Origin of the sequence: Falcatimonas sp. MSJ-15, assembly GCF_018918265.1 — a bacterium.
Taxonomy (GTDB): Bacteria; Bacillota; Clostridia; order Lachnospirales; family Lachnospiraceae; genus Falcatimonas.
This window is the reverse complement of the sequence record NZ_JAHLQC010000007.1, coordinates 157,568-170,777: the sequence shown is the minus strand read 5'-3', so window position 1 is coordinate 170,777 and position 13,210 is coordinate 157,568. Positions and strand designations below refer to the sequence as shown.

At 35.1% G+C, this 13,210-nt stretch carries 11 protein-coding genes and 1 CRISPR repeat array; all 11 genes read right to left on the bottom strand.

The features are described 5' to 3' along the window. Nucleotides 1–215: 215 nt before the first annotated feature. The gene (gene ftsH, locus KQI85_RS07435) at nucleotides 216–2,072 is read right to left on the bottom strand and encodes an ATP-dependent zinc metalloprotease FtsH (RefSeq protein ID WP_216575455.1); all 1,857 of its coding nucleotides are present in this window, start codon (nucleotides 2,070–2,072) and stop codon (nucleotides 216–218) included. Between the two features lie 169 nt (nucleotides 2,073–2,241). Then, on the bottom strand, nucleotides 2,242–3,021 hold the full coding sequence (locus tag KQI85_RS07430; RefSeq protein WP_216575454.1) for a hypothetical protein: 780 nt from the start codon (nucleotides 3,019–3,021) through the stop codon (nucleotides 2,242–2,244). Between the two features lie 105 nt (nucleotides 3,022–3,126). Beyond that, complete coding sequence (locus KQI85_RS07425) at nucleotides 3,127–3,849, bottom strand: hypothetical protein (protein WP_216575453.1); 723 nt, start codon at nucleotides 3,847–3,849, stop codon at nucleotides 3,127–3,129. A 131-nt stretch (nucleotides 3,850–3,980) separates the two neighbouring features. Continuing rightward, a CRISPR array of direct repeats spans nucleotides 3,981–5,218; the repeat unit is 35 nt; unit sequence TTTCCGTCCCCTATCGGGGACTTATTTTATTTAAT. 240 nt (nucleotides 5,219–5,458) lie between these two features. Continuing rightward, a complete protein-coding gene (gene cas2, locus KQI85_RS07420; protein ID WP_216575452.1) occupies nucleotides 5,459–5,791 on the bottom strand; it encodes a CRISPR-associated endonuclease Cas2 in 333 nt (110 codons plus the stop codon). 92 nt (nucleotides 5,792–5,883) lie between these two features. After that, the gene (cas1, locus tag KQI85_RS07415) at nucleotides 5,884–6,885 is read right to left on the bottom strand and encodes a CRISPR-associated endonuclease Cas1 (protein ID WP_216575451.1); all 1,002 of its coding nucleotides are present in this window, start codon (nucleotides 6,883–6,885) and stop codon (nucleotides 5,884–5,886) included. 40 nt (nucleotides 6,886–6,925) lie between these two features. Beyond that, on the bottom strand, nucleotides 6,926–8,050 hold the full coding sequence (csm5, locus tag KQI85_RS07410) for a type III-A CRISPR-associated RAMP protein Csm5 (protein WP_216575450.1): 1,125 nt from the start codon (nucleotides 8,048–8,050) through the stop codon (nucleotides 6,926–6,928). A gap of 1 nt (nucleotide 8,051) precedes the next feature. Beyond that, the gene (csm4, locus tag KQI85_RS07405; RefSeq protein ID WP_216575449.1) at nucleotides 8,052–8,972 is read right to left on the bottom strand and encodes a type III-A CRISPR-associated RAMP protein Csm4; all 921 of its coding nucleotides are present in this window, start codon (nucleotides 8,970–8,972) and stop codon (nucleotides 8,052–8,054) included. Nucleotides 8,973–8,975: 3 nt separating this feature from the next. Continuing rightward, complete coding sequence (csm3, locus tag KQI85_RS07400) at nucleotides 8,976–9,647, bottom strand: type III-A CRISPR-associated RAMP protein Csm3 (protein ID WP_216575448.1); 672 nt, start codon at nucleotides 9,645–9,647, stop codon at nucleotides 8,976–8,978. Between the two features lie 56 nt (nucleotides 9,648–9,703). Beyond that, nucleotides 9,704–10,096, bottom strand: coding sequence for a type III-A CRISPR-associated protein Csm2 (gene csm2 / locus KQI85_RS07395; RefSeq protein WP_216575447.1), 393 nt, complete (start codon nucleotides 10,094–10,096; stop codon nucleotides 9,704–9,706). 2 nt (nucleotides 10,097–10,098) lie between these two features. Next, on the bottom strand, nucleotides 10,099–12,447 hold the full coding sequence (cas10, locus tag KQI85_RS07390) for a type III-A CRISPR-associated protein Cas10/Csm1 (protein ID WP_216575446.1): 2,349 nt from the start codon (nucleotides 12,445–12,447) through the stop codon (nucleotides 10,099–10,101). Next, entirely contained in the window at nucleotides 12,440–13,210 is a 771-nt protein-coding gene (gene cas6, locus KQI85_RS07385) for a CRISPR-associated endoribonuclease Cas6 (RefSeq protein WP_216575445.1), read from the bottom strand. Before cas6 ends, cas10 begins: the two co-directional genes overlap by 8 nt.

The following is a 13,210-nucleotide window of genomic DNA, read 5'->3' as shown; positions in this document are numbered from 1 at the left end:
AAAAAATACCTTCGTTAGACATCTTAATAACATCTGCGAAGGTATTTTATCATCTCTTGTATTCTATTTTTCTGTAAAAATGCTCTTATTCTAATCGAAATGAACACCTTTATACTGTTATCTTATACATTAAATCAGCCTTAATTACTCTTACACATCTTCTATCTTATCAAAGGGGATACTTTATAATGTTAGCAAAAGCAGTTGCTTCTTAATTACTCCTGTGTATCCTCAATCTTCTCAAGGCTTACCTTGGAATTAAGTATGTTCATGAATTCATCTCCGGTAATAGTCTCTTTCTCATACAAGTATTTAGCCAATTCATGAAGTTTACCTATATTCTCAGTCAGAAGATTATATGCTTTGTCATACTGTTTCTTAACAAGTGCAACAACCTGTTCATCTATGTCTTTGGCTGTATCAGGTGCACATGCAAGAGAGGTATCTCCACCAAGATACTGGTTAGCTACTGTCTCAAGTGCAACCATACCAAACTCATCGCTCATACCATATCTTGTTATCATAGCTCTTGCAAGCTTAGTTGCCTGTTCAATATCATTAGAAGCACCTGTTGTAATTGAATGGAATATTATGTCCTCAGCACATCTTCCGCCTGTGAATGTAGCAATCTTATTCTCTATCTCTTCCTTACTCATAAGATTTCTCTCGCCTTCGTCTACCTGCATTGTATAACCTAATGCACCTGAAGTTCTTGGAATAATAGTAATCTTAGTTACTGGTGCTGAATGTGTCTGAAGTGCTGCGACAAGTGCATGACCAACTTCATGATATGACACAATAAGTTTCTCTTTATCAGAAAGAACTTTATTCTTCTTCTGATATCCTGCAATAACCACTTCTATACTCTCTTCAAGATCCGCCTGTGTAACGAACTTTCTTCCATCTCTTACAGCTCTTAATGCACCTTCATTAATCATATTGGCAAGTTCTGCACCTGATGCACCTGATGCTGCTCTTGCAATGGCATTAAAATCTATATTGTCACTTAACTTTATCTTCTTGGCATGAACTTTTAATATATCTTCTCTTCCTTTTAGATCCGGAAGTTCAACAGGCACACGTCTGTCAAATCGGCCTGGTCTAAGAAGTGCTGGATCAAGAGAATCCGGTCTGTTAGTAGCGGCAAGAATAATAACACCTTTAGAACCATCAAAACCATCCATCTCTGTAAGAAGCTGATTAAGTGTCTGCTCTCGCTCATCATTACCATTCATACCACTTCCATCTCTCTTCTTACCTATTGTATCAATCTCATCTATGAATACAATACATGGAGCTTTCTCGGCTGCCTGCTTGAATAGATCTCTGACTTTGGCTGCACCCATACCTACGAACATCTCAACGAATTCAGAACCTGATATTGAGAAAAATGGTACATTAGCTTCACCTGCTACTGCCTTGGCAAGTAATGTCTTACCTGTTCCCGGAGGACCTACAAGAAGTGCACCTTTTGGCATTACAGCACCAATCTCCTGATATTTCTTAGGATTATGAAGAAAATCAACTATCTCTGTAAGTACTTCCTTAGCTTCATCTTCACCGGCTACATCTTTGAACTTAATTCCTGTTGTTGACTGAACATAGACTTTCGCATTGCTCTTACCAAAAGACATCGAAGGTCCGCCCATTCCACCGCCCATCTTCTTCATAAGCTGTTTACTTAATAACTGTCCAAGAGCTATAAATATAAGAATTGGAATTACCCATGTTAACAGGAATGTTATAAATGGTGATGTCTCTTCCTGTATCACTTTTGTAAACTTACATCCACTTTCTTCAAGTCTGTCTACAAGCTTATCATCATCAAATGCCGGTGTCTGATATATCTTATCTTTTTCATCTGTCTTTGTGAAATATATATATTCACCTTTCTTTTGAACTTCTGAGACGCTCTTATCCTCTAACATGTTAAGAAATGTTCCATAATCTACATTCTCAACTTTTGGTGAATTCCATCTTGGAACAAGAAAAATATTGAGTAGAAGCAATACCACAATCGCTATTGTGTAATAGAACAAAAGGGGCTTCTTAGGTTTTTTAATCTCTCTCATGTAATCAACCCTTTCTTTAGATATAATTTTTGAATTTTTATTCTCTTATCTCCCGTATCTATATAATTGACATAAGAGTATAATTGTATCAATGATACAAATTATACTCTCTTTTTATACTTGTGTCTTATAATTATTTTCTAAAAAAGTATAAACTTTTAGTAAAATGTTAAAATACGTTACCGTTAAGAAGATGTTCCATCATCGCATTAACAGCTTCTCCATAATTCTCTTGCAATCCTTCATCATATATAAGTTCAAATCCGGCTTCATAATCAGAATCAATATATCCTGCTCTATATTCAATCTTACCTTCATCAGTCCTGCAAGTATAACACCAATAATTATCCTGTGCTGAACTATATGCTACATTCGATGATGATGCAATATACTGGTCAAGGGCTTCACTTCCTGTTGAACCGGCTGCATTATATGCTCCCCACATTCTAAGTGTTGAACCATTATCATCGCTCATAGTAACTCCATCTCCACTGCCTGATTCATCACTCTGTGTAAATGTATCAGGATATATTAAAGCATAGCCAAAGTTCTCATTATGATATATATCATAAACTGTATCACCAACTTCTGTCATAAGTTCATCTTCTTCATAGTCACCACTTGCATAGTCTATATTCCCTGTATCTTCTGTATCTTCGTTATCTTCATCTGAATCTTCTAACTCATCTTCATCACTATCTTCGCTATCAGATTCTTTCTCTTCATTGTCTTCATCATTAAGTTCATCGCTCATATCATCATTCTCGCTGTCTTCACTCGTAGAGTCTTCTTCATAGTCATTGTCTTCGTTATCTTCATTATCACTATTAGATGCGAATTCAATCAGAAATCCACCCTGATTAACAATCTCATCATAATCATCACCTGCTCTGTTACAACCTGACAACATTGTAAGAAGTGCAAGTGCATATATATATCTTCGTCTCATTGTCCTTATTCCTCTTATTAACCTTTCTATCTTAGATAATTGTAAAATAGAGAAAATATCTGGTCAAGGTGGACAAAAGTACTGTATTAAAAGCTCTGTTCCAATTCAGCCAATTCGCCTATAATTCATCGAATATTCAAGGACTCTCTGCCAACCGGTATACTTAATTCTATATTCTGTATTCTCATCTATAACTGCATCACCTGTACTTCTCTCATACTCTGCTATAAGAAGAATTCTCGCACTAAGATCTATCTTAAATCTGTTCAAAAATATTCTCAACGGAAGATTAGTAGCAATGATATCATAATTCATATTATATTCATTAGATATATCTACTGTACAACCACTTGAAAGTCTGGTTATATCCAGATTATCGCCATATACTTTTCTAAGTAAAATTAGCTGCTCATAAGTAAGTAGTCTATCAGATATCCATAACAGCCTTAACTTTCTCTGATTATATCTACTAACTGTATCATAAGTTCTGTCTTCACCACTGTTGCAAAGCGACTCAGTTCTATACGAAAAAGTCTCTACTTCATACCAGTTTCTAAAGATAAATATTCCATTATCAATCTCCGATTCGCAACACCATACCTGCATATTATCATCTTTCACAGTTAGAAGTCTACTAAGTATACTGTCAGGCAATACAACCAAAAGAAGGAAGATATTATTATCTCTTGCAAATTCAACAATCTGCTCTGCATTCATATCTCTACAACTTAGATGTACTATATTAATATCTGTGTTAAGCTCCTGCTCTACAGCACGTCTCTGCTCAATCGTCATTATATGTCTTGAATACCATAACACATTCTGCATACACATCACCTCGTATCCTTATATATTCATTCTAACATGGTTTACCAGTTAGACAAGATAAATTGTTTTCTATTTTGGGATTATTCTATTTAATATTCGTTTGGAAATCGGATGACGCAGAACAAAAGTCGTTCTCGTCCCCTGATGGGGAGTTATTTCTATTTAATACAACGTCAGCAACCTGTATCGTGTTGCTCCTGCTTTGTTTCCGTCCCCTATCGGGGACTTATTTTATTTAATCTTGAAAATCAGACTACAGACTTAAGGGAAATATCGTTTCCGTCCCCTATCGGGGACTTATTTTATTTAATAAACACAAAAAAATATTTCAAAAAAGTTTTCACAACTTTCCGTCCCCTATCGGGGACTTATTTTATTTAATACTAGAAAAGATATTCTAGCACTGTAGCAAGTCTATTTTCCGTCCCCTATCGGGGACTTATTTTATTTAATCTATTAACGATTATAGCGAATATAAAGAGGATACTTGCTTTCCGTCCCCTATCGGGGACTTATTTTATTTAATGCATATAACCCACGTCAGTGTCTGAGAGGTAGGACTTTCCGTCCCCTATCGGGGACTTATTTTATTTAATACGTGAACAATCTAAGTCTAAGAAGGATGGGGTAGAATTTCCGTCCCCTATCGGCGTAAACATTGATAATGAAAAAGAATTTTGTAAGAAGGATGGGGTAGAATTTCCGTCCCCTATCGGGGACTTATTTTATTTAATTGAAGGCGGGACACTACAACACGACAAGTCGGTTGATTTCCGTCCCCTATCGGGGACTTATTTTATTTAATAAATAATTCTTTTGATAGAAAGCATTATTTCATTTCCGTCCCCTATCGGGGACTTATTTTATTTAATGAAAATAAAGAAGCGTTTGAAGGCTATATTTTATTTCCGTCCCCTATCGGGGACTTATTTTATTTAATGAAAACCTTCACGGCTAACTATGCAGCCTACCTTATAATTTCCGTCCCCTATCGGGGACTTATTTTATTTAATAAGTAACATGATATACTTCAAATAAGTCAAGCGATATTTCCGTCCCCTATCGGGGACTTATTTTATTTAATATGAATTGACGTGGTAACCGCCACGAGTTCACGATTATTTCCGTCCCCTATCGGGGACTTATTTTATTTAATAAAATACACGTTTATTCATTGCCGGTTTACTTCCATTTCCGTCCCCTATCGGGGACTTATTTTATTTAATCCTATTAAAATCTGTGAACAGTTATCAGAGGACGAAGATTTCCGTCCCCTATCGGGGACTTATTTTATTTAATAAATAACTAAACTATGATAGTACATAGGCTTGTTATTTCCGTCCCCTATCGGGGACTTATTTTATTTAATCCTGTCCTTGGGACGCCACATGTTATCTATATTTAAAACATGGTTTGCGTCTCAAAACAGTTTTTTAACTGGATTATATATATGAAGTTATCAGATATGTGCCTCAACGCCAGTATATACGGGCATCGTGGCAATTTCGATTAATTTAACATTTATGTAACAATTATATCTAATATTCTATCACATTCTGTCTAATACTTCAATTCCATTTTTCCAGAATTTGCTATATAATATATTTTATTATATCACAATAACATCTTCTTCCGTATATGACATGAATTCACCAAAGTTCATAACATCATCTCTGCTTCGTATCTTATAGACTCTTATGCTATCTTCCACTTTTATAAATGGTGTTATCCCTTCCACGAGCCTTCTGTATCGATGTTTGTCTATTACTGCTTCAAAACATGATTTTTGAACTCTGAATCCAAAGCTTGAGACATATTTGCAGAACTGTGTTCTTCTTTTGTTGTCTACTATATCGTATATTACAAGTATAAGATATCTGGTATCTCTCTCTCTTACTTCTGTATCAGCTACACATTCAATGAATTTTTCATTTTCCATCATAACGTTCACCTCTCTTAACTGTATCGCAGACTTTTTGCGCAAGGGTTAAGTTTTTATAGTCTGCAATAACTTACACTTTCTGTATTATAAGTTTATCTTATAACAACCGGGTTGTACAATGATGTATCATTACCTTCTATCGCTTTTACAAGTTCTCCTACCTGATACCATACAGCTTTTCTAAAGCTCATTCTATATGATACCTGCCTTAGATATGACATCTCACTTCGCATCTTGCTCTCTAACTTATTGATGAACTTCTTACGTGCTGTAGAATCCATATATACTCCACCATTCTCAAAGTCCATATTGAAGTTATCATAACTTATCTCATTGCCCTGTATCAGGCTAAGTACTACTGAATCTACAATTGGTGCTCTCCACTCTTCTATAAGATCACTTGCAAGTGCTGCATGATTCTCTTTATCTTTATGCATGAATCCTGCATAAGGACACAATCCTCTGTTCTCAATCTCACCATATATCTCATGGAATAATATTGTATATCCATAACTAATCATGGCATTGAATGGATCTTTTGGTGGCTGTTTGCTTCTTCCATCGAATCTGAATTCATCATGAATTACCGTTGATATAGCTTTGAAGTAACTTTTTGCTGCAATTCCTTCATAGCCCATTATAGTCTCAATATCTGAACAACTTTCAATCTTCTCTCTTGCTATTTTTATTTGTTTTACTTCTTTTTCTGTCTCATCAAGTCCTCTTGTATATCTTTTTATAACAACAAGCTGATTATTAATCTTGGCTTCTATAACTTTTTTTGTCATCTCAAGGCAGAATCTCTTATCTTCTGTTGCATGAAACTGTTGTCTCTGTCTGTCAATTTTTACATGTTTTGTAGTATCAAGTCTTCCAAAATATGCTCCGTTTTGGCTGTAATAACTGACTGGTATTCCTTTTATAAGACATTCTCTTACACATGGTGTTGTCATACTTACATTACCTGCAAGTATAATTGAGTCTAACGTCTCCTGTGGAATCTTTGTAATGCTACTATCAAGATGTTTTACTATAAAATATCCCTGTTCTATATAAATTAATGCTCCGCTTTCATTAACGTACAAATAACTCATATGCATCCTTCTTTCTACCACAAAACATGTTATTAGTTATCTATCCAATCTTCTCAAATTCAATCTCACACTGACCCATATTATATTCCATTCCTCTGTAGGATGTCACTTTTTTGGTATGTGGAGATACTCCTTTTTCAGCATCTTTTTTATGTCCATGCTTAGGTGCTTTTGCATGTAATATATCTGCTACCTGTTTTACCGCATCTTTGCCAAGTACCTGATACATAACCGTCTTCGTAGGATATCCTGTTCCAGCTCCGAGGAATATTGTATTATCAGGATAATTGTTAGTCTTATCAAACTTATATGCAAATGTATCATAATAGCTTTTGATAAAATTCTTGATACAGCTTGATATATTAGCTACTTTTATCTTAGATACTACTGTATCAACCGTAAGTTCAAATTCTATTACCGTTCCAGGCTGTATACATTCTCTTAACATAATCGAGTTCTTCGCTCCTGTTGTAAGCTTATCTATCTGCTGGCATAATACAAGTCGGTCATTGCCAAATGGTTTGCTGTCGCTTATGATTATTCCACTCATAAAGTCATTAACAGCATTGTCCTTCTTTATTTCCGGATCTCTGTTTAGAGCATTGAATACACATGTTTCAAGTTTTTTCATCTCTGTCTCAATCAGCCTATAATCTTTTGACTTTTCTATTCTCGTTCTAGTGAGATTCCTCTGTATTGTTGTATATGTATCTCCAGGTCTTTTGCCGCTTTGTTCACTGGCTATTCTCACTTTGGCTGTTGAACCAAGTATTACTGTTCTTAATGCACCTTTTAATGAACTTCCGGGAATGTATGGTTGTCCATAAGCGTCTCTTACGAATGTCTGAACTTCCTTAAGTGACTTGTCTTCCACTACTGCATCTCCTGCTGCTAGTGAATATTTAATCCACTTTGAGTACTGCTGCCTTGTTATATTATTACTCTTAAACCAGTATTCAAGTGTCTCATTTCTATTAAGAAGAAATCTTTCAAAGTCTTTTTCTTTGCCCATTGTGATTACATCCATGAACATCGCATCAATATCTATTACATCTACTGTATCTTTAGCTTTGTTATATATATAATCTTTCTTATTAATCTGTTTACCTGAACCTATACATACAGGTCCTGCAACCTTAAGTCTTATATTATATCTCTCAAGCATTCTATTTCACTCCCATCATCAGTGGTTTGCCATATCTGTATACTGCATGTCTTCCACCTGCAGATACATCATATATGTCACCTGAATATCTCTTTCTGAAGCACGAACCTGCTTTCATCATATAGATATCTTTCTTCCTGCTGTAATTATCCGAATATGTTGCCGAATTAACGAATCCACTTCTCTTAATTATTACATAGCGACCATCTGTTATTACACCTTCAAGTTCATCATCTGTTGGAAGTGATACAGATAATGTCATATAGACATCTGCATTCGCTTCTAACATTCTGGTGAGATTTTCTGGAACTTTTCTGTTCACAAGTTCGAATTTACCGAGTCCTGATGATGTCTTTCCACCAATTCCTGTATATGACAGAGATATAAGAATATCTTCTATCTTGTCTTTTATGCTGTCTTCTTCATATCCAAGAATTATGTATATTCCGTTGTTTTCCCCATATTTTACAACTTCTACATTATAAGGTGCTGAATCCATCCCCTCTATGGATACTCTGGTTCTTAATTCTCTTGTACTAAGTGTCTTAAGGTCTTCGTTAATGCGTTCAGGTTCTGTATTACCTTTAACGTATGTATCGAGTTGCTCAAGTGGTATATATGTCATCTTTTTAAACTGTTTTTTAGCATTTCTGTCTGTATCATTTCGTTCTACTCTTACACATGGTTTTGGAAGATAGTATGTTTCACCTGAATATGGAAAAGTATCTGATATAAGTGCGTTTCCAGTTCTAAAGAGTTCAACCAGTTCTTCGAGTTTCTCTTCGCCACCCATCTTAAGTGCTTCTATGCACATAGCCGAGAAAAGTGTATCTGCCATGCAGGTGATATCCCCATTATCAAGTCTGCTTTTGCCAAAATGTACACCTGAGAGAAATCTCATCTTATATATTGTATATTTCATTCTCTACACTTCCTTTAATATATCATTGCATCTGTCTATTATTGTCTCGTCAATTTCTCCAACTACTGCTTCTGCTTCAAGTTCTTCGAATTTTACTTTACCATATCCTCTTGAACCATGTCCTCCAAGATAATCATATTCAAGAAGTTTTAGTCCTTCTCTGATTGTCTCAAAGTCTTCTTCTATCTGATCCATATCAGTAGCATCATAGATTAATCTGAATTCGAACTTAGTTCCTCTTATTACTCGTTCTATCTGTCTTGGATTGGCAACTGCTGTTGCTCTGTTTATTGTATTCTCGAATTTTACTTCTGTAGGATTGTTAATTCTTATGCTGTTAAGTTCTTCTTTGTTACTCCAAAACATATCGCTGAATATTAATCTTCCCTGCATTCCTCTGTCATTGCTTCCTTTTTTGGCACTTCCAAACAGTCTTAATATAACTTCATCATCTTTATCATGTTCAGGAAGTACTAGTGTCTCTGATTTCTGTCTTGCAAGAAGTGTTCTCATCTTGCCTTTCAGACTGCTTCCCGGTATCATAGGCTGTCTTGTGTATGAATCTGTGATTACTGGTGAATCGATTGCTCCAATTGCTGCGAACTGTGCTGAACCACCAATATGCATTCCTGTTACTACTTCTAATGTTCCTGTTATCTCTATCTTTGTATACATAACTTTTCCTCCTGATATTGTTCTAATTAATATTTTATCTGTTTTATTACCGCTTACTATTTATCTGAACCACCATAGAATTTATGGTATGCAACAAGTGCTTCCATATAGTTACAGAATAAGATAAGATTATCTGTACTGTCTTTAATACTGTCCATAATCTTGAATATATTTGCTTTGTCAATGAATTCTTTTACTGTCTTTTCACGTCCTGCTTCATAAGCAAATCTCATCTTTATGTATTTAATTCTTGATACATATTCTGCTGAAAGTTTGTCTGTTCCTAACATTACAACATCATTATACAGTCCTGATATCATTGACAGTATATTTCTTATCTTTGATGTAGAAAGAGCTATTTTTTCATTGCCCCATTTATCAGTAGTTTTCATACTCTTTATCACTTTTTCTGCCACATCAACATAATTTTCACTATTAATTATCTCCATAACTATCGCTCATCCTTTCTTGTCAGATATACATATATGTATATCGCTGTTATTAACTGTTGTCTGTCTTTGCCGTTATCATTCTTATACCACTCATATATCTTAGTTCTGAATTCGGCATATACATCTTTTACTTTCTGTTCCGCTTTTTCATCAGGTTCAATCCTTGCAAGTGTGTATGCAAATCTTGCTATATTAATCTTATCATCACTATTTCTTATAAGTTCAAGCATGTTGTAGATGAAGTTCTTACCTTTTTCAGGATTAAGATTAAGATATCGTTCAAGTAATTCAAGTTTCTCGCCGCATACTTCATCTATGAATTCATCCCAGCCAAATACCTGGCTTGCATCAAATAGGCATATTCCATTCTTAACTGTCTGACCATTAATCTGTCTTGACTTAGCTGCATCTTCAAGTTCTCCTGTTACCCTTGCCATGTGGTTAACCGGTGTCTTGTCTGGGAATATACCAATTCCTGCTGATATTGTAAGTGTTCCCTGTGCATATTCTTCGAGATTATTATGCAGATCCACTGCAAATCCAATTATGTCATCCCAGCTTCCTATTACAAATACATCATCTCCACCTGAATATACAATCATTGCATTTCTTCTGTTGTCTTCACATTCTTTTTTATACAGATAGAATTCTCCATCATTAAGTATCACGTTAACATACTGTTTGAAGAAAAGTGACAGTTTTCTCGAGAGTGTTGATGTTCTTGATATTGTCACAAATCTGTCCCCATACTGCTTACTCTTAAGTCCTTCAACGAATGTACTTCCGAGATTATCAACATCGGCTCTTAATACTCCAAGTCTTCTTATTCCCGTTGCATTATCTACAAGTGACGTAAATGTATCTTCTTTTTTGTAATCACCAACCCAGAGTTTAGTTGATATGTTGTAACCTGAATACAGTTCATTCTTAACATAGGATCTTGTATATCCTTCTTCATTCTTCATAGTCTCTATAAGGTCTTCTTTGCTATCGAATACAAGATAGCTGTTATTAATAAGTGGAAGCGATGTTCTCTCCTCTGGTTTCTTCTTAAGTATTGTAAAAAACTTAGCATTAACTATCTCATCTGAACCATTAACAAGTGCTGAACATATATCACATATATTGTCTTTATCTAGTCTGTCTGTTCTGTGACATATCTTACATTCACGACTTCCATCAGGAACTGTCGCTTTGTTCAGCCATCTTATATCATCCGCATCATATCTTCGCATCTTCTTCTCTGATATCATAAGTGATACGGTATCGAATATCTTCTTATATGCTCCTGCCGGCTCATTGTTGAAGTCATTAGAACTACATTCACATATTCCTGTTGCTATGTATAGCTCTGTCTGAAATCTGTCCATAAGCCATCTGTTGGTATCTTTTTCAAATCTTTTTAGTACAGCTTTTGTCTCTTCTGTATTAGGTAATATCATATATGCATGTCCGCCACCGGTGTACATAAGATTAGTTCTGCAAAGACCAAGTTCTGTAAATAATTCATCTACAATGTTCTCCATGAACATCTCAAGATAGAATGACTTAGCCCTAAGTGTCTTAAGTGCTCCTGCTGATGTTATTGTATATATGAAGTCCTGTATTCCTGATATATCTATTCCATACATAAGGAATACTCTTTTATCATAGAACTTCTCAGATTCACCTTTTATGAACAATTCTTTCTTATAATTAGTTATTCTGTTTGCTTCAAAGTATCTTAATATACATATAGCAAATGCTGCTGTCAGTTTTACATGATCATATAATGATATATCTGCTAACTGTTCCTTGCTTGTTGATGATGGAACGAATGACAGGTTCGCTTCAAGAATCTCTAATAGTGAATTGACATAACTGTCATCTATCGTAAGCTGTTTTAATGAATCTCTTATATTATCTTTTACCTGTCCATAGAATGCCTCACTGTACGGATATTCTGTATCCGAAGCAGATGTAACACTATTAATGTCTAACATTACCGGCTTGTATTTTTTCTTCTCACTGTTGCCATTAAGAATGTTAAATACACTTCCAAGTGGTGTTGTCTTATCCCATCCTTTTTCTCCGTCTTCGATATCTCTTCTGTCTATTGCCGCCGATATGTTATCTGCAAAATATGTAATATAAGCTAAGTCACCATCGTCTATCTTTGCTCCGGCAAGTTCTTTGCCATGATGATATCGTATCTGATTAAGTATCTCTTTGTCTGTTATGCCCACTTCATCTTTCATGAATTCGTAACCACTCTTGCTGTGACTTCTGCCATCATCAAATCTGTTAAGTGGCTTACCAATGTCATGAGTAAGTGCGCCAATTATTACCTTAGTATCTCTCTCACGCATTCTTAACTCCTCTTCTCTCTCTATTAATCTCTACAGCTCCCATTCCGATTGATGTCTTGATTCCTATGCCTGCATATTCTCCAAATGCCGCTAACATATTAGCGAGATTAACCATCATCTGTGGACCTGTTATCTTAATTGTAACTTCACCGATGAATGAGGGGATTGTTATTCCTTCAAGGTGAAATCTTGTACTTCTCATTCTGTAATCTGTTATCTCACTGTAATTCTCAAAGTTTTCTAAAAGGTCGTTAACATCAAGTGATATCTTGTCTGAATATGCGCTAAATCTGTTAATAAGACTCTGAAATATTGTCCTCGTAGTTGGATATATCATGTATTTACCATTGCTTTTGAAGGAAGCTGGTGTTCTAAAATTAATATTGATATATCTTTTTGAATCTGTAAGATAATATTTCTCAACGAGGTCATCATACGTTGTCATCTTAAGTGTCTTTTCAAGTATCTTTACAGTCTCATTGTTTCTGTGTTTTATTGTAAAATCTTTTAGTTCAGGATTCATAAATACATCTATTATCTTCTCTTTGGCTTCATTATTGAATGTATTAATTCGCCATATATATTTATCACCTTCCTTAAAAAATATCATGCTGTACGGATTAACTGCCGTATCATGAAGTTTTCCGGCATATTCTGGTTCTATCTTCTCCATCATTACGCCCTGAAGTACAGACGAGATATTGTAGTCTGCTTTCTCCTTTATCTCTATCTGCATATCAATTCTTGCAAGTATCTCACTCAT